Below are 25,794 nucleotides of genomic sequence, written 5' to 3'. Positions count from 1 at the left end.
CCATGGCTGACCCAATCACAGCGGCAGACGTGCAGGCGTTCCTCGGTGAATTGGGTTACTCCATCCCGGGTGCGCTGCTGGATCCGATCCTCTGCGTGGTGAACAAGATTATTCCGTGCCTCGATGGTGCTGGGTATGACGAATGCACCGCGAAGCTGATCCTGATGTACGCCGCCGCGCTTATGGCTACTTCGTCCGGTGCGCGCCGCATCAAATCGCAGGGGGCGCCGTCTGGCGCGTCCCGCTCGTTTGAATATGGCGACGACAGCATTACCTGGCTGCGTGACTCGCTGGCCCGGCTTGATACCAGCGGTTGCACCGGTGAGTTACCGATCAGCGCAGGTAATGGCGTCGGCCTGTTCATGGTGGTCGGGGGCTGCTGATGACGTACAAATCAGTTAAGCACGGGCTGCCGCGTTCGTTCACCCGCGTCTGGGTGATGACCGACACCGGGCGGGAGACTACCGGCTACGTGAAATCGGATGGTGAATGGCATATCAACTGTGAGCGCATCCGGGCGACTGGCGCGAAGGTGCTGCGCTGGAAGGAGGGCTGATGTCAACGGTAGCGAACTGGAGCTATACCGCCACGGCGACCATCTGGCGCAAACTGGAAGGAAATGACGAATACGGCGATCCGCTTGGCTATGCCGAACCTGAGCAAATCCTCTGCGATTACGAGGGCGGGCTCAGTAAGAAGTTAGCCAGCCTGGGCGCTGAAATCGTCGTTAAGAACACCGTCTGGACAGAGTTCGCGCTGGCGTCCGCCGGTGATTATCTGCTGATTGGCGTGTCAACCGAAGCTGACCCGGTTGTGGCCGGTGCCGACGAGGTGAGGCAAGTTATTCGCTATGCCGACACGTTTGAACGACTGGCGGATGATTACGCCATCCTGACCGGAGTGTAGCCATGGGCATAAAAGTGCGCGGCGTTAAGCAGTCGAAAGCTGGGCTCAACCGAATCATCAACGATTTAAAAGGGCGAAAGGTCGTCAGGGCGCTACAGTCAGCAATGATAATCGGCAGCTCACAAGCCGCGTTGTACACTCCGATCGACACCTCAACACTGCTTAATAGCCAGTATCGGGAGTTGATAAAAAACGGCGTTCGGCTGACAGGTCGGGTGGGATATACGGCCAACTATGCTGTTTTCGTTCACGATCCGAACGTGCCGCAAACCTTCCGCCGCGCCACCGCGCAGAAAGAGTTCCTCACCAAAGGCTTTGAAGACACCCGCAGCCAGATTGATGCCGTGATGCGCAAGGAGCTTTCAGTATGACACCAGCCATGTATGAGCGAGTGCGTAACTACTTCGTTGATGCCGGGCTTACCACTGGCTTCATTGTTCAGATGCTGGCATGGGACGACACAACGAAGTTAACCGACGCATTCATCGTGTTCCGGCCTAACGGCGGTACCGACATCCGAAATGACCTCGGATCTGATCACTACGTGCTGGTGGATGTCATTTCCGCCAAGGATAAGCGCCGAGCAGCCGCTGAGAAGGCTCAGGAAATCATCAATTATGTCGAACAGAACGACATTACCGACGAATGCCTTGGCCTGATTCAAAATCTCGGAAACATGCCAGCACCAATCCTGACCGAAGAGGGCCGCCTGGTCTTCCGACTCCAGTTCATGTGCGTCTACGGCGAATAACCCATTACCAACCCATCAGGCTGCCATCCGGCGGCCTTTTTTATTTGAGAGGTACACATGCAAGGCTGTGCTAATGATTTTGGCAAGCTGATCGGGAAAGTAGCTGTGCTACGCATGGCCTTTGGCTGCCCCGACGCAGTGCCAGCGCTTTCCGAGTGGAAGCGTCTCGGCGCTATGACGACCAAGGGCATCGACTATTCGATGAACACCATCAACTCCGAGGCGGATGATGCTAAAGGGCTGGTGGAGAACCTGGTCAACAACATGGATCTGACGATCTCTGGTGAAGGTGAGTTTCGCAAGTCTGATAAAGATAACGAGATCGGCGCGTGGCGCCTGTCGAAGTACATCTTTGACGAAGTTCAGGCAGGCCGTCAGCCTAACCTGTGGGTTCGTTTCGACTTTGCTGGTGAGAACGCCGGTACTTATATCCAGGGATACATGAACACCACTTCATGGTCTGGTGATTTCGGTACAAACGATATCTCCACCTTCTCCGGCGAGTGGAAGGTCTACGACGCCGACACCGTTGTGTTTGAAGTCGCTGATTCCATCGATGTCACTGGCGTTGAGGTTAACCCTGCAACTGCTTCTCTGGTCGTTGGCGCAACCCAGCAGCTGAGCGGCGCGGTTCAGCCAACCGATGCGACTAACAAGGCGATCACCTGGACGACTTCAGCACCTTCAATTGCCACCGTCAGTTCAACAGGACTGGTGACAGCAGTTGCCGAGGGAACCGCGACTATTACGGCTACTACTGCTGACGGTGATTTCACCGACACCTGCGCCGTTACCGTTACTGCCGCACCGTAATCACTACAAAGGGCGGCGTGCTGCCCTTGATACTGGTTATGGAGAGCGATATGACCCCTTTGAAAGAAATTGGAGAGTGCCTGATTGGTGCTGGCGGCCGTGAATACTTCTTCCGGCCATCGTTCCGTAACATGACTCGGATCGGCGAGCCAGAACATATCGTTTGCACTTTCTATGCGCTGTTCAATGACGACGTAGCAAAGATGCTTGAAGCGGCGCGCGAAATTCACAGTGCGATACCAGAGCATCAGCGCAGATTTTACGCCCACTATTTCGGTGACGTTTCGCTGCCGCGCTGGGCACTTGATGCAGCAGGCTCTGCCGCGTTTGTGCGTGATGCATTACTATCGGCTATTAACGTCATTCAGTCCTGCTGTGACGAGGACGTTTCTGAACTGACAGGATGGCATGAGCCTTCACGTACTGGCCGGCGCACATTCGTATGGCACCGCGGAGCGCTTCCGCCGGAGAACCTGATTCTGATAGCTCAGTCACTGATCATGCATGGCGTTATCGGACGGGCGAAGGTTCGTAAGTTGCAGAAGCACGAAAGCAAGGAAACGACGCCGGAGTTTCATGCGACTGAATACATCATGGCGGCGCGCAACCATTTCGGGATCAGCAGGGAAGAGGCTGAAAACCTTACCATGACCGAGTTCGCCATGATGCTTAACGCCAAATACCCTGACCAGAAAGGCTTCACCAGGGAAGAGTACGACGCGGTTATGGACGATGACGATCGCCGCTGGCAGGAAATGATTGAGCGCGAAAAGTCCTCAAAAAGAAAAAGTTAACCCGCTTCGGCGGGTTTTTTATTGCCGGAGCTAATGATGGCTGAAAAAGCGGGTGAGATTTATTACGACATTGAGGCTAATGTTGCAGGCCTTATTCAGGCTCAGAAGCAGGTAAATAAACGTTTAGACCAGATGGAGGGTAAGTTTGATTCAACCTCTCGGTCTGTAGGACGTTTTGAGGGCGCGCTCAATAAGGTCGGGGTGGCGATTGCCGCAGCTTTCACCATCGATGCAGCCAAAAAGCTCATTGCGATTGGTGATGAGATGGCCACCTTGCAGGCCAGGATCACCAGGCTTAGTCCAAGTATTGATACAGCGAAAGAGACGATGTCAGCTCTTTCCGCTATTGCCTCGCAAACAGGTAACAGCCTTTCCGAAACAGAGCGTTTGTGGGAATCACTAACCACAGCATTAAAAAGCGCAGGAGCAACAAACTCCCAGATCCTTGCTCTTACTTCTACGCTTCAAAAGATAGGCACCATAGGCGGTTCATCCTCTGAGGAAATGGCTAACGCACTTCGCCAGTTCGGGCAGTCAATCGCCGGCGGCACTGTACGAGCCGAAGAGTTCAACTCCATCCTTGAGCAAATGCCAGAGCTTGCTCGCCAGATTGCGTCTGGACTTGGAATATCGATTGGTGATCTCCGCAAGAGAATGCTGGAGGGCAAGTTAACGGCTGAAGATGCCCTTAACGCTATTCAAAAACAATCCCAGTCTGTTAACGAAGAGTTCGACAAGATGCCTGTCAATATCGACAGGGCGAAAAATAGCCTGGACGTAGCATTTAAAAACGCCATTAACGACATCAATCAGGCGATTGGCTTGACCTCGACCTTGGCGGGGTTGATGCAAAGTGTTGCTGATAATCTTAATTACTACAATAAAAATGTCGGTGATTCTTCCAGAATGCCGAAGCTTATCAAGCTACAGCAAGAATTAAACTCCGAGCTTAAAGATGGTCAGCGCTGGTATGAGACAGACTCCGTATTCCAGACTCGTCGTGCGCAGGCCGCCGTTCAGTTAAAGCAGGTAGAAGGTGAAATTGCTCACATCAGAGCTAAAGCAGCAAGTGATGCTAAGAACAACCAAGGGTTCAAGACCGAAACAAGCGGAGACGATGCAGCAACATCAAAGCTGGTGAAAAACTCTGAGCGCAGGCTCGCTCTAGCCAAACTGGAAGGAGAGGCAAGAGCAAGGCTTCAGGCTCAGTATGATGCTGCCGACGCTGGGGTTACGGATCCGAAACGCATCAAGACTCTTCAGGATGAATATGCAGAGACGTACCGAGTAACCGAGGCGAGAAAGGAAAGCAATAAAACTGGCAAGAAAACTGAGGCGCAGTCCGAATCAATTGCAAATAAGCTTGAAAATTTGCGTCAGCAGTCAGAATTGGCAGCTGATTCAACGGAGGAGCTAAGCAGAGAGCAGGCCATATTACGTGCTCAGCAGTCACTGGGTAATTCTGCAACCCAGGAGCAAATCAAAAAGGCCGGTGAATATGCAGCAAAAGCATGGGATGCATCAGCGGCAGCCAAAGGGGTTACGGAAGCACTTAAGGCAATGCCTTTGCAGGCGGAGAATAAATCCTACGCCGAATCCATGCAAAATCTGAAGGCCGCACTGAACGCTGGGAAAATAGACCTCAAGGAGTATAACGCTGCCACGGAGAAAATGGCGCTCGAGCACCAGAATAACCTCGCCAAGATTAACGCCCAGGCCACAGTCAATCCGGTAGCTTCTGCCCGAGCCGAAGTTGACCCGGTACAGCAACTGGTGAACGAAAATAACCAGAAGTTAGCCCTGATGCAGCAATATCAGCAGCAGGAACAGGCGATACTCCAGCAAAGTTACCAAAACGGGAATCTATGGTCACTCCCGTTTTTGCAACACCGATTTTGACGATAAATTGGCTTGCTTGAATCTATCCGGCGTCTGAATGGGATTTTATTCCCGCGCCTCGATGAGTTCCGCGCCTGATGAACCTCCAGAAAATATACGGCTTCAATGAGCCTTTCCGTTTTACAGGTTCCTCAACAGGCCGGTGGGCCGTTAGTATCATCAATATCAGTATTCGCAAAACCAGATCAGTGATTCTTTAAACCGGTGTATTTCTTCCGTTATGCTACATAAGTTTGCTGTCGTGCCGTTAGGGCCCAGGCTATTCTGGCCAGCTTGTTTGCCAGAGCACAAGTGACGACAAAGTTGCTTTTCCTACACAGTAGATCCCTGACCCAATCGGCCAATTTGCCAGACTGGTGTTCCAGTTTTTGTATGAATACCCTGGCACATTGAACCAACAAAGTTCGGATCTTTTTGTTACCTCGCTTACTAATTCCCAGCAATGTCGTCCGACCTCCCGTGCTGTACTGTCGAGGCACTAGCCCTGTTGCCGCCGCAAAGTCACGACTGCTGGCGTACTGCTTCCCGTCGCCAATCTCAGTTGAAATAGTACTCGCTGTCAGTGTTCCGACGCAGGGAATGCTCAGCAAGCGCTGTCCAATCTCATCTTCGTCCAACTTTCGTTTCAACTGGGATTCCAAATCTTTAATCTGCTCAACAAGATAGTGATAATGCTGTTGTAATTTCAGCAATAACTGGCTGAGGTATAGAGGCAAACTATTGTCCTCAAGAAGGGTACTCAGTCGGCTAATAACGGCAGCTCCTCGTGGAACGCTGATGCCAAATTCCAGCAGAAAAGCATGCATCTGATTGGTTGTTTTTACCTTATCCTGAACCAAGGATTCACGGACACGATGCAGCGCACGCATTGCCTGCTGAGATTCAGTTCTGGGCTGTACAAAACGCATAGACGGACGCGATGCAGCTTCACAAATAGCTTCGGCGTCGACAAAGTCGTTTTTGTTACTTTTAACGAATGGACGGACAAATTGTGGTGATATCAGCTTAGGAAAATGCCCCAACTCTTCCAACTTGCGTGCCATAAAGTGAGAGCCACCACAGGCTTCCATTGCGATGGTTGTAGCGGGGCATGTCGCCAAAAATTCGATTAACTTTGGCCGTGTAAATTTTTTACGGTAAACAGCCTTGCCGCGACGATCCTGGCAATGAATATGGAAAGAGTTTTTACCCAGATCGATACCAATGAGCGCAATGTTTTCCATGATAGTTCTCCGAATGAAAGCCTATCCTCAGCATAGTACCGGGAAGGAGGGAGTGACCATCTCATTAAATAAATTACGATCAGTTCGTTGCTGCAAAGGCAGCTACCGATGCCCAGTACCTTGCCTTAAAGACTGCGCAGGAAAACCAGTTCAATGAGCAGATGACAGCCGCTCAGTGGCAATTGCTCAGCCAGCAAGGTCTTGGTTATGAAATGCTGACAAGCGCGGTGGATGCGTTTTCAGGCAATGCATCCAATGCGTTAACCGGGCTGATCACCGGAACGATGTCAGCGCAGGATGCTATGCGTTCGCTCGGGAATACGATGCTGAACAGCGTGGTAAATGCGCTAGTCCAGGTTGGGGTTGAGGCTCTCAAAAACTTCATTATCGGTCAGACATTGGGCGCAGCTTCTACCGCTGCTTCTGTCGGTATGGCTACCACGACGGCGGCCGCATGGGCTCCAGCCGCAGCGCTGGCCAGCCTGGCATCCTTTGGCGCAAACTCAGCGCCTGCGATGGCTGGTATTGCATCTACCGTTGGGCTTGCTCAAGGGCTGGCTTTGGCTGGGGCCAGATACAATGGCGGACCTGTGTCAGCGGGAAGCATGTATCAGGTCGGTGAGCGAGGGAAGCCGGAGATTTACCAGGCCAGTACCGGTAAGCAGTACATGATACCGGGCGACAACGGCAAGGTAATTAGCAACAAGGATATGCAGAGCGGGAGTGGTGTAATAATCAACAATATCGTGCAGAATTACACCTCTGCTACTGTTGATTCTCAGGGAACTGTGAACTCAGATGGTAGTATTACCCTGACCACGATTATCGCGGATTTGAATAATGGAGGCCCGATAAGTCAGGGTATAACCAGCAACTTCAACGTTAAAAGAACCCCGAACGGTCAGGGATAAGGAGATTTACGTGGTTATTGAGCCTGGCGAAATGCAGTCAATACCAACCGAGATAGGTAAGCCACATAAGATATGCCCGAACAGGGCGGTCGAGTTTGTCTTTACTCTAAATGATGGATCAAAAATTAAGGGTATAGCGCCAGCTGGCGAAGATCTGGAATTTACCAATAATGGCGATATCGTTGACATAAAAATCAATATTTACGAGGCACCATCCGGGCCCCGGCTTGTTGATTAATCAAACCCGCTTCGGCGGGTTTTTTAATGCCTGGAGTTTAGATGCCAATTATCGACTATCCCGACTGGCTGCCGCTGGCGCAGAAGGCCAGCAAAAACATGACGCTTGATACCGGGTTCCAGACCGATCAGCCAGCGGTCGGCCCGGCTATCTTCGAGAATCAAACCGACGACCTGAAAGTGACCTGGTCGCTGACGTGGATCTTCACCCTGGCTGAGGAGCGAGCTTTCCAGCAGTGGCTGCGCAGCCCAAACTATCTCAACCGGGGACTGAACTGGTTCCGGATGAATATCAATCTGGGCGGCAGTGGCCTCCAGTTGCAGGAGCTTCACTTCACGCAGATGCCGGTACAAACCAGTATCGACGGCGGGGTGGTGACCTGGACGGGGACGGTTATTGCGAACCACCTCTACAACGCCGACGACGAATTCGACGACATCATTGTTGAGCTGCCGCCGCCTTGGGATTCAGGGCTGGATATCGTGGTTACGGGTTATCCGGATGGTCGCGATCCGGAAAGTCTTCCGAGGGTTCCCTGATGCCATCGTTCCGTCAATATAAGCAGCAGCGCCCGATGCGCGGACTGTACGACACCATTACGTTCTACCATCCATCCTTTGGCTACGTCCGCCTGGTCGATAAGCAGTTCTTCCCGAAGACGCTCGGCGGCCAGACGTACACGCCAGCGCGCTTTGAAATCGAAGAGAGTCAGCAGAGCGGTACTCCGGTAATCGACGCGACGGTGAAATTAGGGCGTCTGTCGTCTGACATCAAAGCGCTGATGAAACAGTGGAAGGGTGCAGCCCGTCTGACGGCCATCACGGCCACCAGGCAGATCTTCGACAGCGGCGACGTGTCTGTGCCGATTAAGTCGTGGCAGCTTTACGTCAAGACGGTCGATATCGATGCTGATGCCGCATCGGTCACTCTCTCCGTCACCAACCCGCTGAACAACAACATCGGAAGGCTCTATGACCCAACGGAATACACTGGCCTTCAGTACCTCTGATTTTATCAGCAGGATGATCGGCGTGCCGTGGTCTAACCGGGCATGTTCTTTCGAGAAGGTTGATTGCTGGGGCTTGTGCGTATTGTATTACCGGCACGTGCTCGGAATTGAGCTGCACCAGACACCGGACTACGAAGCCGGGGCAGATTTCTTCACCTGCTATCAGGGAGACGTCGTGTTCTGGCGTAAGGCCGATAAACCGGTCGAGGGCGGGATATTCGTCGGGTACCGCGGCACGCAACCGGCACACGTTGGCCTGGTACTGAACCGGCAGGCGCTGCACTCGCGTGGAGAGAACGGAAGTGTACGCATGGACTCGTTGCTGGTCATTCAGCGGGCATTCACCAAAGTGGAGTTTTTCGAATATGGCGCTGGTTGAGATTTCGAATTTTCCAGGAACGCCTAAGCTGCGTTGCAGGGTGCCAAACGGCACCCTTTTTTATGACTGGCTGGCGGCCAATGACGCTACCTTTCACCGCGACCTGCTGATCGTCCGCAACGGAGTAAAGCTGGGTGACGATGATGAGCTGGCGTTTGAACTGAGCGAGCTGGACCATATCCAGATTTTCGACCAGCCAAAGGGCATTGTCGGCGACATCCTGAGCCCGATCTTTAAAGTGGTTGGCCAGGTGTTTTCGTTCCTGGCGCCGAAGCCGGCAATAGCGAACAACGGCGGTAATACCGTCGACTCGCCCAACAATAGCCTGACCGGTCAGACAAACACCGCGCGCGTTTACAAGGCCAAGCCGGACATTTACGGGCAGATTCGTTCGTTCCCGGATCTGATTCAGGAGTCGGTGTTCGAATACGTGCACCAGACGTCCACCGACGGCGGCCTGAAGTACGTTACAGAGTGGATGTGCATCGGTATTGGAAAATACGATTACGAGTCCGTGCGTTACTCAGAATCCAGCCTGGGCTCTCTGGCCGGTGCCGAATTCCAGTTTTTCCAGCCAGGAGAAGTTATACCGCAGATCGTCGAGGGATACGGATTCGATGACGTTGACGGGCAGGAGGTGCCCGGGCAGAACGAAGCCAGCGACTTCCCGATTGAAACAGCAACGGCAAACACAGTGGTCAGCGGAACGTATTCCGGCGGCCAGATAGCGATGAAAATCGTGAAACAAGCTGAGTTCGATTACTTCATGGGCCTGGTGCTGCCGCACGCGGTGACCTTCACCATCAATGTGACGTACAGCACGGCCTCTGGCAACGTTACTACCGATGCAACATTCTCCGGCACGCTGATCTCCGCCGTTGAAACAAACGACGGCGCGGTTGTTGACCCGGTACGCTGGTACACGTTTACGATGAACCAGCTGGAGGGGCCGCAGGACATCCCGGCGAATGCCACGATCAACACCACGAAATTCATCCTCAACGATAACGAGGCGCTGGTGGTTGGGCCGTTCTTTTCCCCAGTCGAGTCAACGCAACTGTGGCTGCATACTCAATCAAGTCTGGGCGGGAAGAAAGAGACGAACTGGAAGGTTGTCATCTGGAAAATCGACGACGACTACAACCAGGTTCCGGGCACGCAGCAGACCTTTACGTACAGGCAGACGACGCCTCACCAGTCGACGAGTGAAGTCTTCTACCGCACAGACAAAATCACGCCGACCGGCGGCTTCGGGAAATACGCGGTCAGTTTCCAGCGAACGGATAACTCCGGCGACGCGTCACTGCTCAAGGTAGAAGAGATCCACAGCATCAACATCCGTACGAACGTTGTTCACCCGACCGACACGCTGGTGCGCGTAAAAGTCAGGGCGACAGAGAATGCCCTGGGCAGCCGTGAGCGCAAATATAACGCGCTGGTGACGCGTCATACCATCACATACGACCTCGACACGCAAACAGTGGATTACACGCTGCGGCCGTCGCGCTCGTTCGCTGATGCGGTGGCGCACACCTGGCTGATTATGGGGGAACAGCCGGTAAGCAGCATTGACCTCTACGGGCTGTACTCGATAGCCGAAAGCCTGCCGGATGAGCGCCTGGGTTACTTCGACTACACGTTCGACGACGAGAACGACTCACTGGGCGATCGCGTACAGGGGATCTGTAATGCTGCGTCGGTGGTGGCGTACTGGGATGACGGTGTGCTGACGTTTACCCGCGATCAGAAGGTTGACTACCCGGCGGCGGTATTCAACCGTGCGAACATGAAGACGGACGAGTACAAAATGACGTACGAGGCCACTCTTCCTGGGGGCTACGACGGTGTGCAGGTGTCCTATGTCCACCCGACCACGAACAACAAGACGTACATCAACTACCGCGTGCTGAACGGCGCCATCGTCGAGCAGGAAGCTGAGAACCCGAACAAGCTGGAGATCGTCGGCTTCCGTAATGAGTATCAGGCCCGGGAGCGAGCTCTGCGCGAAACCAAACGCCTGATCTACTCGCGCGTGAAGATGAACGCCAAAGTGTTTGAGGACGGCATTATCCAGGTCGGTAGCGTCATTCAGATGCCCGACATCTACGACAGCAACCAGCAGGGTGGTTACGTCACCGGCCGCTCCGGGAATGATTTCGATACCAGTGAGCCGATCACCTTCACCGGTTCGATGTATGTCCTTGTCACCGACAGCTTGGGTAACCCGACGCTGCGTTATCCGGCGACGGCCCGCACCGACACCAAGTACGGCTTCACTGCGGCAATACCCGACATTCAACTCAATATCTGGAACGGAGACACTGTACAGCTCCCGTCACGCTACCTCATAGCAACGGTGGAGGAGCTGAACAGCCAACTATGGACGGTCAATAGCATCAAGCCGAACACAGATAACACGGTATCTCTGACCGTCGCGGAATATAGCGACGCCATCTACCAATAAAAACCGTCCCCGACCAACCAGACCCGGCCACCGTGCCGGGTTTTTTTATGGAATCAATATGGCTACGCAACCTACTAATTTGTCTGTCCCTAGCGAATCACCACGCGATCTGAAGTTTAATGCGGGAAAAATTGACGAGTTCGTTACGTCCTTTTCTCAATGGTACGTAGACCGCTTCGGTGTGCAGCATTACACGATTGAAGGGCTGAAACAGCTAGTCTTGCAGCAGATCTACAATCTTGGTTGGAACCTTAAAGGTACATTCCAGGGTGGCGGAACGGTGACGGCTGCCGGTGACCTTTTGCAGGACACGACAACATTAATCTGGTATCGCTGGGATGATCTTTCTACTCTCCCAAAAGATGTACCTTCTGGATCTACGCCTGCTTCCGCTGGAGGCACTGGCCCAGGAAAGTGGCAACCAGTAGAAGTTTCTGATGTGCTGAGGAAAGACCTGTCTGCGGCTGATGGTTTTAAATTAATAGGCCGCTGCGCGACGGTAACGGCCCTGCGACTGGTTGAACCGACCATCAATAAGCAGATGATCAGCCTTGTAGAGTATGCATCTGGTACTGGGTATGGTGGCGGCATTTTGTGGTATGACAACACAGATACAACTAGCGCTGATAATGGCGTGGATGTATTTGTTACTGCTGGCGGCAAGCGCTGGAAGCGCCTCACTTCCCGCATAACGTTACTTGACGCCGGAGGTGTGCCTGGCACGGACAGCAGCGTTGCATTGCAGCGTCTGGTTGATGCCAAGAAAGGGAAGTTGGTTGTCATTCCAGAGGGAGAATTTATCGTTGCAGGTATCACGCTCAATAACAGTAGCTATAACAACACGCGCTTTCAGTGTGAGGGCATGCTGAAGTTAAAACAACGAACTTCCACTTCTGAAAACAATGCCGGAATGCCAGCTTACATGGGCATCTTATTGAAAGATGTTTTCGATGTTACAGGGCATCTCAGATTCGATGGGCAGAGAACTCTACAGCCAGATGAGGAGCACATTTATTGTGTCGGCATAGCAGGTGGTGGGCGGTTCGACTTCACTCATGAAATTAAAGATATTAAAGGCGACGGATTTTATGTTTCTCAATCTGACTGGTTGTCAAATAGTGCCATTACTAATGGCCTGCGCCTAAGAGGAACGATTTCCAACGGTGTTATTGACGGCCGTAACGCCATCTCAGTTATCAGCTGCAAAAACTTCAATATTGATGTCTCTATCAATAATGTTGGCGGCATAGTAGGCGGGGTTCAGCAGCCTGGCGGAGTTGATTTGGAGCCTAATTTCGACTATCAAATTATTGATAGCGGTTTCATTAATATAGTTGCAGATAATAGCGCATTTGGAGTATGCATATTAGGTAAGTCGTATAATGTCAATAATCTTAAAATCAAGGCCATCCTTAGTAATAACTGCAAACCATATCTGACACGTTTCAAAAATTGCGACATTGATATTCAAAATAAAGATGGAGGGGTTGCTGCTGAAGTTGATACATGTGTGGATAGCAAGATCAAAATTCGACACCATAATTGCAATTCTGGTGCTATTTACGGCTTTAACGGGCAAGTATTGGGATGTGAGATTGAGACAATCGGGACGCAGTGGAAGGATTCAGTTGCAGGACATTACGACATTCAATCATGTATATTTAAGGTTTCAGCTTATGATTGCCTGGGCACAGGCACTGGGTTCGCCTGGATCATCGGCATTCCTAATGGGAAAACATCAGCGTACATACCTGCGTATAATCGTTACAGTATTGACTGCCCAAGGCAGACCAATGCAGTGTATGCAATTCGTAACGCAAGCAATCTTGTATTAACCCGGTGTATTCTCTGTAACAGCAATCTTGGTGGATGGAATAACTGGGGGGAAGCAGTACTTGGTCAGGTTGCGAACGTTATTGAAAGTACAATATGTAACACTCTCAGCAGTTCAAACGCCATGCCAGGTTCTGGTTATTATCCCCAGGGAGTTATCGTTAAAGCAAACTCTAATACGGTTACCTCAGGGCAGGTGCTCTATGGATGGCTGAGACTAACAACAAGCAATAGTCACATTTTAGATACAGACTGGAAAGCCGTGAAATTTTTGTGGTGAAACAGGCCCCTGACGGGGCCTGTTTTGTTATTTGCATTTCTTGTTGAAATCAACAATTGCAATATCTTTAACGATATGCAGGTCAAATAATCTCTCATTTCGAGTAAAACTGGAAGTACACATCTCGCTCAATGCATTTTTTACCGTATCTTTATCAGGTACCCTTGGAAGGTACAAGCCTTCAAAGTTGAATCTATTGTAAGGCCACGACCAATTGTAAAAATAATTTGGTATGTTGAACTTGAAAATCGGGAAGTTATTTTCTGAATTCAGCAGAACCGGCGATTTCGCATATGCTCCATTGAAAGCAATATAGTTATAATCTATTCCTCTTAAGCTGTGCTTTATATCATTAATAATAACAGAGCTATATTCGGACTGAGCTTTGGATGCAGCGCCAAATGCATAGATATACACGGCAAAATAAGTGAGTGGAATTAGCAGCAAAAGGATTAAATATTTTGCTTGAGTGTTTTTAGTTAATACGTAAACACAATAAAAGACAAGCAGATTTAATCCACCAAACCCTACGTATAACCGTGAAAAATAAGGTACGGCACTCTCAAGAGGTAGCAGGGAGCCCATCGTGGCAATCAAAGAAATAAAAGGTAGTGAAACTAATGCTAGGTATGTGAATATTAATGAAACACTTTTCTGAGTCCCCTTTTTTTTCTTTGCAAGCTTGATGCAACAAAGCAATATTAAGCATGTAACTGCTAAGAAATAAATTGCCGCCATACCATGAAAGAAAAACCTATCAACGAAGTTATAATATGCAGTGAGATTGTTGACAGCATTACTAAACAAGCCACCTCCATCTATTCCTGGATGGCTGGAATTGTGTGACCCTGAAAATGTATTCGGTAGGATAATTTTCAAGTATAAGAATGCTGATAAAGCAAGAGCCAAAATTCTGGATGCAGCAAGCATTAACGCATATTTATGCTCATTCCTATGCTCAATAGTGTGCATAAACTGTATTATGCTACAAAAAATGTAAAGATTTATAGATGGCTGGTAGGTGCAAAAAACCACAATTACAGTGGCTAATGATAATAAAAAGTCTAATTTATAGTCATTCTTATTTGCACTGATCAGTAGAAGTGGTGCGCATAATGAAACACACATCGGCAGCACATCAAATCTATAAGAAAGTATCTCTGGGAGTGAGGGCGTCAACACATATCCAAGAGGAACGATAAAATAAATACCGCCGGAGACTATATATTTCTTATGAAACATATAAAGTGCTAAGGCTATCAATGAGCATGACAAAATCAGAGGTAAAGGGAAAATGTCAATTAATCTATGATTAAAAGATAGCAACTGCATTAACCAGTCTGAAACTGGTCTGCCATCAACCCCCCACCTAGTATAACCTTTTGTTGCCCTCCCCATATCGTCAATATAATATTGAGAAGACAAAAATATTGGAAGAGAAAGAAATAATATAGCGATTAAGTAATCTTTATATTTTATTGTTTTCATTTTCCAATCCCAGCCTTGGATTTTAGTATGTAACGTGGTCGATTTTTAACTTCTACATAAATCCTGCCAATGTATTCACCCAAAACACCAATTCCTATAAGCTGAATGCCTCCAAGAAAAAGTATAGAGACGAGGAGAGATGGGTAACCACGCACAGCATTACCAAAGGCGAGGGTATCTATAATCATCCATGCTCCATACAGGAAAGCCACGCCAGCAACCAGTAAACCAATGTAGGTCCACATGCGGAGGGGGAAGGTTGAGAAGCTTGTGATGCCCTCTAGAGCCAGATTCCAGAGCTTCCATCCGTTGAATTTTGTGCTTCCTGCGACGCGTTCTGCGCGTGCATATTCAACGACATCGGTGCGGCCGCCAACCCAACTCAGCACGCCCTTCATGAAAAGATTCCGCTCTGGCATAAGCTTAATGTTTTCCACAACATCACGCGACATAAGACGGAAGTCACCAACGTTTTCTTCAATCTTTGGATTGCTGATCTTGTTGTGCAGCTTATAGAACCACTCAGCTGTCTTGCGCTTCAGTCTGCCATCAGTGGAGCGGTCAGAACGCTTGGCAAGAACCATGTCAGCCCCGGCCTGCCATTTCTCTATCAGGTGCGGAATGACTTCGATGGGGTCTTGTAAGTCTACGTCAATCGGGATAATGGCTTCACCGTTTGCGTGGTCAAGTCCAGCGAATAGCGCAGGTTCTTTCCCAAAGTTGCGAGTGAATGACAGTGGAACAACAAGCGGATCGGCAACAGCAAGCGCGTTGATAATTGACTCTGTCGCGTCTTTACTGCCGTCATTAATGAAGACTATCTCTACTTCATGCTGCTGAAGCCCTTCAAATTCCCGAACCGTTTTATAAAAAATAGGTATCGCGTCTTCTTCGTTGAAGACGGGAACGACCAAAGAAATTTTCATTTCGCATCCCTAAAGACAATGAACTTTGAATAGATAAATCCGCACACCAGACTGATTGCGGAGAACACGATTAACGTGATGATAGGAGCCATGCCAGACTTATCAGCGCACCATCCAACAATCGCGCTAAGTGAGCCCATGAATCCTACGTAGAGCATGTAGCGTAGAGTGGTAGTCGAGGACTTAAACGTGAACCTGGCGTTTGCAAAGAAGCTGAATGACACCGCCACGACAAACCCGGCGAAGTTGCCAAGTGCCTGACCTGTATGGAATGCGTAAATGCAAACGGCGAACACCACCCAATGAATGAGCGTGTTGATAACACCTATTGATGTGTACTTGGCGAATAACTTTAACATTATAGAAATCAGTAAATTCTGAAAGGCCTGAAGTTTAGCACCACTGTGAAACTTGATCGACCCTCATAATTAACGATACTGTATATACATACAGTTATTTTGTGAGGTGATTATGCCACGCACGGCAGATATACACGCCGCCTTTGTTGCGGCCATACAGCTCAACCCCAAGGGCTATCGCTATCTGAGCACAGACGCATTCATAGAGAAATTGCGGGAGTTCAACTGGCACTACACGCGCGAAGAAGCGAATGCCTGGATAGAGCGATACCAAAAAGACTTTGCTGACAAGACGACAGACGGTAGCGACAACAGGTACTGGATCCTGCGTAACATGGGGAGGGTCCAATAATGGGATTTGCATCACCTGCAAGCGATTATGTCGAGCGCCAACTTTCACCCGAGGTGATTTGCAACATCGGGGCAGAAAGTAGGGTGCTTGAAACTGATTCAGGATTTGCAGTCATTGAGCCAGTTGTTAAAAAATCATCCGGTGATGTGTTACTTATCCTTTGCGACGGTCATACGCAGTTTGCCAAGTTGATGGGCAAGGCGCTCATTACAGATGATGGTGAGGCGATAGAGGGAAACGCACTCGAAGAGGTCGAAGTTCTTGGCCGAGTGACGTTCTTCATCAACCGCGCAATAGATGACGGATTACCGATATGATTACCAGGCTCAAGAAAGCGGCTGGATCAGCTCCGGTCCCTGATTCTTAACATTCCCCACGGCACGCGTAACGGCATGCCAGATAAACTTGTCGGCGGGCACTGTCCCGTCGGCAATTATCTTCTCAGCTTCTTTCCCACCTGCATCCTGACGCATCCACTCGCGTGCCGCTTCTGGTGACAAAACCAGTGGCCTGCGGTCATGAATGTCGACGAGGCCTTTATCAGCCGCAGACGTCACAATCAGAAATCCCTCGGCTTCATCGCCGCGCTCAAACGGTGTGCTTCCGATCGCCGCCATAAAGATTGGCTGACCGTCGGCCCGGTGGATGAAGTAGGGTTGTTTCTTGTCACCTTCTTTCTTCCATTCGAACCATCCATCCGCAAAACAGATCGCCCGGCCATGCTGCCAGAGAGGCTTGAACATTCTGCTGGTGGCCGCGGTTTCGACGCGCGCGTTTATCAGGGGGGCTTTATCCCACCACCCGGGCGCGTAGCCCCAGAACACCGGATCGAGATGTAACTGCTCGTGGCGTTCATTCAGCAGCAGCACTTTGGTGCCGGGCGCCACGTTGTACCGGCCAATTGGTTCCGGGTCATATGCAATGTCGCGATCGCCTTCATCGGCCAGGTAAGCCAGATATTCTTCACGGGTTTGGGCTTGTGCAAAACGTCCACACATAGAAACCTCCAGTCGGATGTCAGACTGAAAGTATAGGGCAGGGAGAAAAAGTAGCGCGCGCTAGTTAAGTCTTACAATCGGATCGGTGGGGATTATGCTGATGGTATGGGAGGGCGTAAAGCTGCGTGTTACGAAACTGGAAGGAGCTACGCAAAGTTGGGGAGATTTCGGATCGAAGCGATCCCGAAGTTCACTCGTCGCCCACTCGAAAAAGATGGCAACGGTTTGATCTTGAATGGATGTATTGGTAAGCATTGAAACCCGTTAAAAATGGGTTTCTGATATGTAAGTGTTTGAATAAATTCAAAAAGTGCTGGTTGAAGCGGAAACAGGAATCGTATTCGGTCTCTTTTTATCTGCATGAAAATAAACGATAAAATCCGGTTTTCGTCTCAGCAGAAGGTTCACTTCCTGTGCGCCTGCTTCAAACATACCACAACCCGGCAGGCGTAAGTCCAGTCCTTTTTGGCTGTTTTGTTAAATTTTTGTTTGTATTTTGCCTGAGACGAGTGCGGGATCAATGCGCGCATGTACGGAAGCCGCAATATCATCAAGTAACGCAAAGCGGCGACGGTATTCGGCGCGTTTTTTGCTGGCAATCTCCTCCAGTGCTTTACGCTCCATCTGGAGCGGCAACTGCCAGCAGAAGGCGGAGAGTTTCTTTCCGTTCAGGCCTTCCCAGAACTCGTCGTAGCTGGCGTGAAAATGACGCCCTTTACTCAGACGGTAGCGCAGCGCGCGGAAAACATGGCCTTCATCGCTGACGGCAAAAATCGCGCTGATGTTCGAGCGTGAGGCAAGCTGGAAGATCACCTCCATCAGCACGCGTTTCGGGAAAAGCCCATGGCAGGCACGGGTAGCCTGCTTAATCACCTCCCGTGAAACATGACGACGGGGACCCTGGAGGCCGCCGATCACCAGCACCATACGGCCGTTACTGCGTGCGACACAGAACGTCAGGCTGGCAAGCAGCGTGTTGTCATTGTCATACAGCCAAAGCGTGCTTTCGCCTTCACGTTCAGCCTTACCTGCGGACGAGGCGTGGACGGTATAGATTTCGCCGTTTTTTGCCTCGAACCGGACAACCGGCACCTCTTGCGGATTAGTCAGCGCGTGGGCGAGGGCGGTATTTGTCAGACTATCAATCCACTGATAGTGGCTGACGATAGCATCGGCCCGGTCGTTTGAGTTCAGGCCACGCATCAGATACTGGCGGTGAGTTTTGCTCGGCAAGGTAATTTGAGAGGTGAGCAGCCTGTCGAAATCATCGCGCCCGGATAGCGCCTCCAGCATGCGATGGGTGGAGGACCAGAATAAAAGCGAGCGCAGAAGGAACTTTAACCGGTAATCACGTTTGTGCCAGATTGGGCCGGGAACGCGTTTCCCTCTCACCAGTTCAGAAATAATATTTGTGCGATGCGGATAAAAAACATCGTTTTGCAGGTGTATGTTTGACACGTGAAAATCCCTCTTTTTATTCCGCATTATTTTAAAGGCCAGGGAATAAGGGATTAATAGCGCAGCGATCTTTATTTCCGGCTGGTTTATGGTTTGTTTGGATTCGCGATATCCAACGCCAGCGCATGACATTTTCTGTGGCAGCTATACTTCTTACAGGAGGCGTTATGTATCAGAAAATAGAGGGAGAACACTGGCGTCATGTCTGGGTTGTCAGCGATATTCATGGTTGTTATCAGTGGCTTATGGATGAACTGAATCGACGGAATTTTAATCCTGATGCGGATCTGCTGATCTCGGTGGGGGATATTATCGACCGCGGTCCCGACAGCGTGAAATGTTTACAGTTGATGCAGGAAAAGTGGTTTTATGCGGTACGCGGTAATCACGAGCAAATTGCGTTAGATGCGCTTGAAAATAATGATTTTAGTCTCTGGAAGATAAATGGCGGTAACTGGTTTACCGGGCTTACGGTCGCTCAACAAAAGCAGGCGAAGGATTTACTCGACGCGTGTCGGGACTTACCGCACATTATTGAAATAACCTGCAAAAACGGTCTGAACGTGATTGCTCATGCGGATTATCCCGCCGCCGAATATGCCTGGCATAAGCCGGTAGATGCCCAGCGGGTGCTGTGGGATCGCGACCGGTTAATGGGCTTTATGGTGGGTAGAGGGCAGGGCATTAGCGGTGCGGATCACTTCTGGTTCGGACATACGCCTGTGGACAAGCGCTACGATTTCAACAATCTGCACTACATTGATACGGGAGCGGTGTTCGGGGGCTTTCTGACGCTGACGCAGCTTCAGTAATAAATAACCCGCCTTCGGGCGGGTTCTCTTTGGGTTATGCAAGACGCAAGACCCAGGCATCGGTTTTACTGTCGTAATGTTCACGGTACAGAACGGAATGTTCCCCATCAAGGATCGCCGGGACGCTGGTATCTGCATCCCAGGCGTCCAGTTGCATGCACAAATCCGGATCGGATTTGCAGGGAATACTTAACGTTCGTTCGCCTTGTGCTTCGCCGCGCAATTCAGCGTCGTCGATTTCAAAAGCGCCAATGCGTACGCTGGTTTTCGTCATAATGCTCTCCGATTTGTTGCCCAAAATCTGGTATGACCAGTGCAGTCATCCATTTTTGATCCTAGACAAGGAGAGAGAAATCGCCAGTAAAAAAATGCGTTTTTTCAGTCAGTGCGGCTGTTACCGGTAAACAGGCGACCATCGCGTACCAGTTCACGCGGATAGCTGTTTTTCAGCCGCGAGCCGACTTTTTTCGCCAGCCCGAGCGGATAGCCCTGATACGTCACGATGACTTCATCCTGTGACGGGCCGTCTTCCGGGTAAACGTCACGACCGCGATACCACTCTTCCGCTTCATGATGCGTCAGGGCGAAGGTGTTCTCATTGCCTGCCAGCGCAATGACCGCTTCGTGCTGCCAGCGATAGCCTTTGTTGTGGATCTCCGCCAGGCGAATACCGAGGCGGGAGAAACGCACCTTACCAATCAGCGGTTCGATGTTGACCGGGAACAGCCACAGCTCTTTGTCACGCATCCAGAGGCGCAGGCTCTCATCCCAGTGCAGTCCCACTTTGCTGGCAGCCGCTTGCGCCTGTGCCGCCTCACGGCCTTTGACCGGCGCGAACGGGAAGTTGCCGACCTTAAACTTAGGGACAGGCAGCGGATCGACGGCGCGGGTTTTACGCAGTCGTGCGACAAAGAACCCCTCGCAATCGTAAATCTGCGGGAAGACGTGCAGGAAGCCTTCAGGGGTGGCCGCGTGACTGGCCGAATCGAAGAGGGTGTCCAGCGGCAGAAACTCGACGGCATCCGCATAGCGTTGCCTGAGCCACAGGCAGACGTCCTCGTTTTCATCACGATTCAGCGTGCAGGTGGAGTAAACCAGCGTTCCACCGGGGCGCAGGGCATGAAACGCACTGTCGATCAGTTCACGCTGCGTGGCGGCGATCTCCAGGTTGCTTTCAACGGACCAGTTTTTTAACGCATCAGGATCTTTACGCACTACGCCTTCGCCGGAGCAGGGCGCGTCGAGCAGGATGGCATCAAAAGCTTCCGGCAAGGCAGCGCCAAACACGCGACCGTCGAAGTGTGTTAACGCGACGTTGTGGATCCCGCAGCGGCTGATATTGGCGTGCAGGACTTTGACGCGGCTGGCGGAAAATTCGTTGGCGAGGATCGCGCCGCGGTTGTTCATCCGGGCGGCAATTTGCGTGGTTTTAGAGCCCGGCGCCGCCGCGACATCCATCACCCGCTCGGGCTGGTTTCCGTCGGCAAACAGCGCGGCAACCGGTAGCATGGAGCTGGCCTCCTGAATATAAAACAGCCCGCTCAGGTGCTCGGCGGTGCTGCCGAGCGGCAGGCTCTCCTCGTCATCCCGCTCGATCCAGAACCCTTCCTCACACCACGGCACCGGCGTCAGCTGCCAGCCGTAGGAGGAGACGAGATCCAGAAACGCTCCGACGCTGATTTTCAGCGTATTGACGCGAATACTTCGACGCAAAGGGCGCTGGCAGGCGGCGACGAAATCGTCGAAAGAGAGATGAGCAGGAAGCGCCTCGCGCATCTGTACGAGGAATTGTTCAGGAAGAAATACGGAGTTTTGAGCCACGGGCACACCACAGGGAAACATTCAGGCGCGCAGTGTAACATAAAGGCTCCGGCGCGTTGACACCGGAGCCTGCGAGATTAACGCGGCAGCGCCGTTCCCCATTCGCGCCACTCTTTCGGTTCACTTTCCAGCAGCAGGAAGTGTTTTCCTGCCTGCGCCTTAGGCGCCAGAGGCGTGCCAGGCGGCGTCGCGAAGGCAATGCCGCCGCGAATGAACTGGTTAAAGGTCCCCGTTTTGACCACGCCACCGGTCAGGCCGAAGTCCAGCGAGTAGCCTGAAGCGAGCCAGAACACTGAGTTGTTGCGAACCAGATGCTGATAACGCTGGCTGATGCGCAGGCCAACCATCACGCGATCGGACAGATTACCCAGCGTCAGGCTTGTTACTGTCCCCACTTCAATACCGCGGAACAGGACCGGCGTACCGATGCCCAGCGAACCGGCTTCCGGTACTTCAACCACAATGCTCAGACCGTCCAGATAACGGGAATCGGTGATGGTCGCCTCCTGCAACTCAAACTCACGACGCGCGTTGCCCCGACCCGGTTCAACGTTAATGTACGGCTGAAGTATGGTGTCGAGATGCTCAACCCCTGCGGCAGAAATTTGCGGCGTAACCACCGAGAAGCGCGAGCCTGCCCGGGCGAACGTCTGTACATATTCCGGATAAAGCACGGCGGTAGCCTGAACTTCATTGCGCGCGGTGATCAGCGTCAGCTTCTGAACCTGCCCGATATCAATTCCGAGATAGCGGATAGGCATGCCTTCTGCCAGTTTACCGGCATCAAAGGTGTGCAGGGTAATCTGTCCCCCGACGGCGCGCGCCGCGGTTTCAGACGGGAAGAGGATCCGCTTGTCACCTTTACGCATGTTGCCGCCCGCGCCGCTCAGGTTATCGAAGCTGATCGCACCGCGCAGGGCACGGGAGAGGGGAGACGCCTGTACGGTCAGCCCGTTGCCGTTGAGCTGCACTTTCGCGCCGCCTTCAGCCCAGAACACGCTGTTTGGCGTGAGCAGCTTGCGATACTCCGGCTTGATATGCAGTTCGATATCAAACGCGTCCGCACGAGGACGAACGGTGATCACTTCTCCGACCTCAAACTTACGATAAAGCACGACGGAGCCTGCCTGGACATCCGGCAGCGTTTCAGCGCTTAAGGTCAGCGTGGTGGTCGGCAGGTCGCCGAGGCTGTTTTCAATGGCTTTGTCCAGATTGGCGAACAGTGGATAGCTCTCACGCAGCGCGCCTTTGCTGCCCGGCAGAATGCGGATCCCGCCGTTAACCCACTCGCTGGCGCTGGCGCCGAGGAACTCAACGCCGTCCAGACCCACCTTCACGTCGACCCGGCTGTTCACCACAAATTTACTGTCGCCGTGCACAAGGTTGCCGTACTGCGGATCGATGGCGGCGGAGAAGGAGACCCCTTTTTCCGTCAGCTTTCGTTCCAGAACCTGACCCACCTGCACACCGTGCAGGATTAGCGGTTGACCGGCTTCGATACCATAGCTTTCCGGCGCATTCAGCTTAACCGTCAACACGCCCGGTTTTTGCAGCAGAGCTTTATCCGCCGGCGCGATGACAAAGTTTTTATTCGGTGCACCTTCACCGGGGATCAGCTCAAAGGTGCTTCCCGTCAGCAGGGAACTGATGCTAGCGTCGCTGAGGGAGAGCTTCGGATTACGCAGCTCGATGCGCGTTTTTTCCCGCAGGAGGTCCACAACGCTCGGATCCACCGTCATTTCGCCGGTAACGGAGCCGCCCGCGTTGAGGGTTAATTTTGTCAGTTGCCCGACCTCTAAACCCTGGTACATCAGCGGGGTCGAACCGGCTTTCAGGCCTTTGGCATCCGGCAGGGTCAACTTGACGATGACACCGCGCTGGCTGTGTGCCAGGTCGGCGTACAGACCAAAGGTATCCTCTGCGGCGGCAGGGCTGGAGTCAGCAGGTGAGTCGAAGGCGATAGCGCCATTCACCAGCGCCGCCAGGCTCTCAAGCTTCACTTTCGCACCGCTTAAGCTCAGGTCAGCATCGACGCCGGAGACGTTCCAGAAGCGGCTGCCTTTTTTTACCAGGTTGGTAAAACGGCGATCGATCAGTACATCAATGGTCACGCCATCTTTGTTCGGGTTAATGGCGTAGTCGTAAACGCGGCCAACCGGAATTTTGCGGAAATAGACCAGAGAACCACTGTTCAGCGAGCCCAAATCCGGCGCGCGGAGGTGGATCATCAGATCGCCGTTATTCAGCCGATATTTCGGCTGGGTATCCAGCGCAACAAAGTGATCCTGTGGCTCACCTTTGCCAGGCATCATGCCGATATAGTTACCGCCCACAAGCGCATCCAGCCCGGAAACGCCGGCCAGGGAGGCTTTAGGCGTGACCAGCCAGAACTGCGTTTCGGCGCGCAGGGCATCCTGCATGTCAGACTTAATGCTCGCCCGGACCTGGATTTTGTTCAGCCCTTTGCCGAGGGAAATATCCTGCACGGTACCCACTTCCACCCCCTGGAAGCGAACGGGGGTACGTCCGGCGACAATGCCGTCCGCAGACTGGAAATCAATCGTGATGGTACTTCCGCGATCTTCATAGCTCGTCCAGATAAGCCAGCCTGCGATCATCAGCGCGATGACAGGCAGCAACCAGAATGGCGAAATGCGGCGTTTTGTTTTAATTCTCGCTTCAGTCGGCGAAGCGGGCGTTTCCTGACTCATGTGCGTCCCAAAGTAAGCGGCTGTCCAGCCATTCCACTGCAAGAATAGTCAATATCACCGCAGAGCCGAAATAAAAAGCTGCGGGTCCCATGGTAAAAGCAAGTAACTGATCGCGATTGATGAGCGACATCATCAGCGAAATCACGAACAGATCCAACATCGACCAGCGACCAATCCAGGTCACGAATCGCAGAAGCAGGATGCGGGTGCGTAGTCCTTGTTCGCATTTAAAGTGAATGCTGATAAGTAGCGTAAACATCACCACCACTTTGGTAAAGGGCACCAGAATACTGGCGATGAACACAATGGCGGCAACCCCCACGTTACTGTGCGCCAGAGAGATAATCCCCGAAAGGATAGTATCTTCCTGTCGGGCGCCGTTCACATAAATTACGGAGATCGGCAGCATATTGGCCGGGAATAAAAATATCAGTGAGGCGATAAGCGCCGCCCAGCATTTTTGCAGGCTGTTGTTGCGCCGCAATCTTAACGGAATGTGGCAGCGAGGACACCTCCCGCGTTTATCCGGAAAACCGGTGTAATGGCACCCCAGGCAGACGCGCAGGTTTTCATCAGGCCGGGTCGCGGGACGCTGAGGGTAAAATCGCTCCCAAAGCTGTTCAACATTCAGATGAATCAGGGTCAAAATACTCAGCAGGACCAGTGAAATAAACGCAAAAAGGCCAATGCCGGGTTGTAAAAACGCATAATCCTGCACCTTAATGGAGGCCACGCCGACGCCCACCAGATAGATGTCCAGCATCACCCACTCCTTGAGCTTTTCCAGCATGAGCAGGACAGGGCGCAGGTTCATCCCCAGAATGTTGCCAAACCACAGGTAGGCAATTGCCGCGACCAGCACCAGCGGTGCGCCGACGACGCAGAACAGCACCATAGCGCCGGTGAGCGGATCGCCCTCGCGCGTCATCTGCCAGATCCCCTGCAATACGTTAGCGTCAATACGCACGCCAAGCAGGTAGAGCTTTAACAGCGGCTCGGTCCAGGCGAACGGCATCAGCAGCAGCATGGTAACCGCCATTGCCGCCAGACGCGTCAATGACCAGTCCCGGCCATCGCGAATTTTGGCATCGCAGCAAGGGCAAAAAGCACTTTGGTGCGATTTCATCTTCGGCAACATAAAAAGCGTATCGCACTGGGGACAACGCTGATAATGTGCACGAGGCAGAGCCTGGCTTACCGTACGGACAACGATCTTTCTTGTCGGCGTAATTTGGGGTGTTTTTAGGGCCATCAGTCGCACACAGATAAGTATTGTTGAAAGTTATAATAACTCATGAACGGATTCATCTTGAGCATGAGCGCATTTAATGCTTATTTTAATAGGCTATGCGGTAATTATGTAAGATAA

At 51.8% G+C, this 25,794-nt stretch carries 26 protein-coding genes and 2 pseudogenes; 18 read left to right on the top strand and 10 right to left on the bottom strand.

The features are described from left to right. The first annotated feature begins 2 nt into the window (after positions 1-2). The 8 genes and pseudogenes from ACQG0S_RS12980 to ACQG0S_RS12945 all read left to right on the top strand — a co-directional run. Positions 3-383, top strand: a complete 381-nt coding sequence (locus tag ACQG0S_RS12980; RefSeq protein WP_279748417.1) for a DUF7370 family protein — start codon at positions 3-5, stop codon at positions 381-383. Next, a complete protein-coding gene (locus tag ACQG0S_RS12975) occupies positions 383-556 on the top strand; it encodes a hypothetical protein (protein WP_023300380.1) in 174 nt (57 codons plus the stop codon). Before ACQG0S_RS12980 ends, ACQG0S_RS12975 begins: the two co-directional genes overlap by 1 nt. Continuing rightward, complete coding sequence (locus tag ACQG0S_RS12970) at positions 556-906, top strand: hypothetical protein (protein WP_426750447.1); 351 nt, start codon at positions 556-558, stop codon at positions 904-906. Before ACQG0S_RS12975 ends, ACQG0S_RS12970 begins: the two co-directional genes overlap by 1 nt. A gap of 2 nt (positions 907-908) precedes the next feature. Beyond that, positions 909-1,277 (top strand): HK97 gp10 family phage protein, encoded by a 369-nt coding sequence (locus tag ACQG0S_RS12965; protein ID WP_426750445.1) that lies wholly within the window; start codon positions 909-911, stop codon positions 1,275-1,277. Beyond that, positions 1,274-1,657, top strand: coding sequence for a phage tail termination protein (locus ACQG0S_RS12960; RefSeq protein WP_426750443.1), 384 nt, complete (start codon positions 1,274-1,276; stop codon positions 1,655-1,657). The genes ACQG0S_RS12965 and ACQG0S_RS12960 overlap by 4 nt, the downstream gene beginning before the upstream one ends. Before the next feature lie 57 nt (positions 1,658-1,714). Next, positions 1,715-2,470, top strand: coding sequence for an Ig-like domain-containing protein (locus ACQG0S_RS12955; protein ID WP_426750441.1), 756 nt, complete (start codon positions 1,715-1,717; stop codon positions 2,468-2,470). Between the two features lie 50 nt (positions 2,471-2,520). Next, entirely contained in the window at positions 2,521-3,264 is a 744-nt protein-coding gene (locus tag ACQG0S_RS12950; RefSeq protein WP_426750439.1) for a DUF6246 family protein, read from the top strand. 36 nt (positions 3,265-3,300) lie between these two features. After that, positions 3,301-5,088, top strand: a pseudogene (locus ACQG0S_RS12945) (tape measure protein); the annotation flags it as partial. 293 nt (positions 5,089-5,381) lie between these two features. Here the strand turns inward: ACQG0S_RS12945 and ACQG0S_RS12940 are convergent. Beyond that, on the bottom strand, positions 5,382-6,386 hold the full coding sequence (locus ACQG0S_RS12940; protein ID WP_000427620.1) for an IS110-like element IS4321 family transposase: 1,005 nt from the start codon (positions 6,384-6,386) through the stop codon (positions 5,382-5,384). A 119-nt stretch (positions 6,387-6,505) separates the two neighbouring features. Here ACQG0S_RS12940 and ACQG0S_RS12935 point away from each other — a divergent pair. The 7 genes and pseudogenes from ACQG0S_RS12935 to ACQG0S_RS12905 form a co-directional block, all read left to right on the top strand. After that, positions 6,506-7,297 (top strand): annotated as a pseudogene (locus ACQG0S_RS12935) (tail protein (tape measure)); the annotation flags it as partial. 10 nt (positions 7,298-7,307) lie between these two features. After that, positions 7,308-7,535: a hypothetical protein gene (locus tag ACQG0S_RS12930; RefSeq protein WP_096216859.1), complete on the top strand. Its 228-nt coding sequence runs from the start codon at positions 7,308-7,310 to the stop codon at positions 7,533-7,535. A gap of 41 nt (positions 7,536-7,576) precedes the next feature. Continuing rightward, positions 7,577-8,074 (top strand): hypothetical protein, encoded by a 498-nt coding sequence (locus tag ACQG0S_RS12925; RefSeq protein WP_426750437.1) that lies wholly within the window; start codon positions 7,577-7,579, stop codon positions 8,072-8,074. After that, positions 8,074-8,544, top strand: coding sequence for a hypothetical protein (locus ACQG0S_RS12920; protein WP_426750435.1), 471 nt, complete (start codon positions 8,074-8,076; stop codon positions 8,542-8,544). Before ACQG0S_RS12925 ends, ACQG0S_RS12920 begins: the two co-directional genes overlap by 1 nt. Then, entirely contained in the window at positions 8,507-8,923 is a 417-nt protein-coding gene (locus tag ACQG0S_RS12915) for an NlpC/P60 family protein (protein WP_426750433.1), read from the top strand. Before ACQG0S_RS12920 ends, ACQG0S_RS12915 begins: the two co-directional genes overlap by 38 nt. Then, entirely contained in the window at positions 8,910-11,387 is a 2,478-nt protein-coding gene (locus ACQG0S_RS12910) for a host specificity factor TipJ family phage tail protein (RefSeq protein ID WP_426750431.1), read from the top strand. The genes ACQG0S_RS12915 and ACQG0S_RS12910 overlap by 14 nt, the downstream gene beginning before the upstream one ends. A gap of 58 nt (positions 11,388-11,445) precedes the next feature. Further along, the gene (locus ACQG0S_RS12905) at positions 11,446-13,500 is read left to right on the top strand and encodes a hypothetical protein (RefSeq protein ID WP_169441165.1); all 2,055 of its coding nucleotides are present in this window, start codon (positions 11,446-11,448) and stop codon (positions 13,498-13,500) included. Between the two features lie 27 nt (positions 13,501-13,527). On the opposite strand, the gene ACQG0S_RS12900 is transcribed toward ACQG0S_RS12905, so the two are convergent. The 3 genes from ACQG0S_RS12900 to ACQG0S_RS12890 are packed head-to-tail and all read right to left on the bottom strand — an operon-like array spanning position 13,528 to position 16,273. After that, positions 13,528-14,988, bottom strand: coding sequence for a glucosyltransferase domain-containing protein (locus ACQG0S_RS12900; protein WP_169441163.1), 1,461 nt, complete (start codon positions 14,986-14,988; stop codon positions 13,528-13,530). After that, a complete protein-coding gene (locus tag ACQG0S_RS12895; RefSeq protein WP_063151955.1) occupies positions 14,985-15,914 on the bottom strand; it encodes a glycosyltransferase family 2 protein in 930 nt (309 codons plus the stop codon). The genes ACQG0S_RS12900 and ACQG0S_RS12895 overlap by 4 nt, the downstream gene beginning before the upstream one ends. Next, positions 15,911-16,273 carry a GtrA family protein gene (locus tag ACQG0S_RS12890; protein ID WP_006808936.1) on the bottom strand — a complete coding sequence of 121 codons (363 nt, stop codon included), beginning with the start codon at positions 16,271-16,273 and terminating at the stop codon, positions 15,911-15,913. Before ACQG0S_RS12890 ends, ACQG0S_RS12895 begins: the two co-directional genes overlap by 4 nt. Positions 16,274-16,385: 112 nt before the next feature. Here ACQG0S_RS12890 and ACQG0S_RS12885 point away from each other — a divergent pair, with 112 nt between their 5' ends. Both ACQG0S_RS12885 and ACQG0S_RS12880 read left to right on the top strand, forming a co-directional pair. Beyond that, a complete protein-coding gene (locus ACQG0S_RS12885; RefSeq protein WP_063151956.1) occupies positions 16,386-16,625 on the top strand; it encodes a hypothetical protein in 240 nt (79 codons plus the stop codon). Beyond that, positions 16,625-16,942, top strand: a complete 318-nt coding sequence (locus ACQG0S_RS12880) for a hypothetical protein (protein WP_169441161.1) — start codon at positions 16,625-16,627, stop codon at positions 16,940-16,942. Before ACQG0S_RS12885 ends, ACQG0S_RS12880 begins: the two co-directional genes overlap by 1 nt. Before the next feature lie 9 nt (positions 16,943-16,951). Here ACQG0S_RS12880 and ACQG0S_RS12875 read toward each other — a convergent pair whose 3' ends face one another. Beyond that, positions 16,952-17,623, bottom strand: coding sequence for an SOS response-associated peptidase (locus ACQG0S_RS12875; protein WP_169441159.1), 672 nt, complete (start codon positions 17,621-17,623; stop codon positions 16,952-16,954). A 477-nt stretch (positions 17,624-18,100) separates the two neighbouring features. Beyond that, positions 18,101-19,081: a VirK/YbjX family protein gene (locus ACQG0S_RS12870; protein WP_048966746.1), complete on the bottom strand. Its 981-nt coding sequence runs from the start codon at positions 19,079-19,081 to the stop codon at positions 18,101-18,103. 167 nt (positions 19,082-19,248) lie between these two features. On the opposite strand from ACQG0S_RS12870, the gene pphA reads away from it, so the two are divergent. Next, positions 19,249-19,893 carry a protein-serine/threonine phosphatase gene (gene pphA / locus ACQG0S_RS12865; protein WP_046619437.1) on the top strand — a complete coding sequence of 215 codons (645 nt, stop codon included), beginning with the start codon at positions 19,249-19,251 and terminating at the stop codon, positions 19,891-19,893. A gap of 34 nt (positions 19,894-19,927) precedes the next feature. On the opposite strand, the gene ACQG0S_RS12860 is transcribed toward pphA, so the two are convergent. The 4 genes from ACQG0S_RS12860 to yebS all read right to left on the bottom strand — a co-directional run bounded on the left by ACQG0S_RS12860 (position 19,928) and on the right by yebS (position 25,677). Beyond that, a complete protein-coding gene (locus tag ACQG0S_RS12860) occupies positions 19,928-20,167 on the bottom strand; it encodes a YebV family protein (RefSeq protein ID WP_006811010.1) in 240 nt (79 codons plus the stop codon). Between the two features lie 104 nt (positions 20,168-20,271). Continuing rightward, the gene (gene rsmF / locus ACQG0S_RS12855) at positions 20,272-21,735 is read right to left on the bottom strand and encodes a 16S rRNA (cytosine(1407)-C(5))-methyltransferase RsmF (RefSeq protein WP_048966747.1); all 1,464 of its coding nucleotides are present in this window, start codon (positions 21,733-21,735) and stop codon (positions 20,272-20,274) included. A 56-nt stretch (positions 21,736-21,791) separates the two neighbouring features. Then, positions 21,792-24,425, bottom strand: a complete 2,634-nt coding sequence (locus ACQG0S_RS12850) for a PqiB family protein (RefSeq protein ID WP_022648460.1) — start codon at positions 24,423-24,425, stop codon at positions 21,792-21,794. Further along, complete coding sequence (gene yebS / locus ACQG0S_RS12845) at positions 24,394-25,677, bottom strand: membrane integrity lipid transport subunit YebS (RefSeq protein ID WP_022648459.1); 1,284 nt, start codon at positions 25,675-25,677, stop codon at positions 24,394-24,396. The genes ACQG0S_RS12850 and yebS overlap by 32 nt, the downstream gene beginning before the upstream one ends. Between the last annotated feature and the right edge of the window lie 117 nt (positions 25,678-25,794).

The sequence above is a fragment of the Enterobacter cloacae complex sp. 418I7 genome, from assembly GCF_050030705.1.
Lineage (GTDB): Bacteria > Pseudomonadota > Gammaproteobacteria > Enterobacterales > Enterobacteriaceae > Enterobacter > Enterobacter intestinihominis.
This window is presented reverse-complemented; position numbering and strand designations above follow the sequence as displayed.

Excerpts from the sequence above, each read along its gene's own strand:
- ACQG0S_RS12980 (WP_279748417.1), top strand. The coding sequence starts at position 3 with ATGGCTGACCCAATCACAGCGGCAGACGTGCAGGCGTTCCTCGGTGAA.
- ACQG0S_RS12975 (WP_023300380.1), top strand. The coding sequence starts at position 383 with ATGACGTACAAATCAGTTAAGCACGGGCTGCCGCGTTCGTTCACCCGC.
- ACQG0S_RS12970 (WP_426750447.1), top strand. The coding sequence starts at position 556 with ATGTCAACGGTAGCGAACTGGAGCTATACCGCCACGGCGACCATCTGG.
- ACQG0S_RS12965 (WP_426750445.1), top strand. The coding sequence starts at position 909 with ATGGGCATAAAAGTGCGCGGCGTTAAGCAGTCGAAAGCTGGGCTCAAC.
- ACQG0S_RS12960 (WP_426750443.1), top strand. The coding sequence starts at position 1,274 with ATGACACCAGCCATGTATGAGCGAGTGCGTAACTACTTCGTTGATGCC.
- ACQG0S_RS12955 (WP_426750441.1), top strand. The coding sequence starts at position 1,715 with ATGCAAGGCTGTGCTAATGATTTTGGCAAGCTGATCGGGAAAGTAGCT.
- ACQG0S_RS12950 (WP_426750439.1), top strand. The coding sequence starts at position 2,521 with ATGACCCCTTTGAAAGAAATTGGAGAGTGCCTGATTGGTGCTGGCGGC.
- ACQG0S_RS12940 (WP_000427620.1), bottom strand. The coding sequence starts at position 6,386 with ATGGAAAACATTGCGCTCATTGGTATCGATCTGGGTAAAAACTCTTTC.
- ACQG0S_RS12925 (WP_426750437.1), top strand. The coding sequence starts at position 7,577 with ATGCCAATTATCGACTATCCCGACTGGCTGCCGCTGGCGCAGAAGGCC.
- ACQG0S_RS12920 (WP_426750435.1), top strand. The coding sequence starts at position 8,074 with ATGCCATCGTTCCGTCAATATAAGCAGCAGCGCCCGATGCGCGGACTG.
- ACQG0S_RS12915 (WP_426750433.1), top strand. The coding sequence starts at position 8,507 with ATGACCCAACGGAATACACTGGCCTTCAGTACCTCTGATTTTATCAGC.
- ACQG0S_RS12910 (WP_426750431.1), top strand. The coding sequence starts at position 8,910 with ATGGCGCTGGTTGAGATTTCGAATTTTCCAGGAACGCCTAAGCTGCGT.
- ACQG0S_RS12905 (WP_169441165.1), top strand. The coding sequence starts at position 11,446 with ATGGCTACGCAACCTACTAATTTGTCTGTCCCTAGCGAATCACCACGC.
- ACQG0S_RS12900 (WP_169441163.1), bottom strand. The coding sequence starts at position 14,988 with ATGAAAACAATAAAATATAAAGATTACTTAATCGCTATATTATTTCTT.
- ACQG0S_RS12895 (WP_063151955.1), bottom strand. The coding sequence starts at position 15,914 with ATGAAAATTTCTTTGGTCGTTCCCGTCTTCAACGAAGAAGACGCGATA.
- ACQG0S_RS12890 (WP_006808936.1), bottom strand. The coding sequence starts at position 16,273 with ATGTTAAAGTTATTCGCCAAGTACACATCAATAGGTGTTATCAACACG.
- ACQG0S_RS12885 (WP_063151956.1), top strand. The coding sequence starts at position 16,386 with ATGCCACGCACGGCAGATATACACGCCGCCTTTGTTGCGGCCATACAG.
- ACQG0S_RS12880 (WP_169441161.1), top strand. The coding sequence starts at position 16,625 with ATGGGATTTGCATCACCTGCAAGCGATTATGTCGAGCGCCAACTTTCA.
- ACQG0S_RS12875 (WP_169441159.1), bottom strand. The coding sequence starts at position 17,623 with ATGTGTGGACGTTTTGCACAAGCCCAAACCCGTGAAGAATATCTGGCT.
- pphA (WP_046619437.1), top strand. The coding sequence starts at position 19,249 with ATGTATCAGAAAATAGAGGGAGAACACTGGCGTCATGTCTGGGTTGTC.
- ACQG0S_RS12860 (WP_006811010.1), bottom strand. The coding sequence starts at position 20,167 with ATGACGAAAACCAGCGTACGCATTGGCGCTTTTGAAATCGACGACGCT.
- rsmF (WP_048966747.1), bottom strand. The coding sequence starts at position 21,735 with ATGTTTCCCTGTGGTGTGCCCGTGGCTCAAAACTCCGTATTTCTTCCT.
- ACQG0S_RS12850 (WP_022648460.1), bottom strand. The coding sequence starts at position 24,425 with ATGAGTCAGGAAACGCCCGCTTCGCCGACTGAAGCGAGAATTAAAACA.
- yebS (WP_022648459.1), bottom strand. The coding sequence starts at position 25,677 with ATGGCCCTAAAAACACCCCAAATTACGCCGACAAGAAAGATCGTTGTC.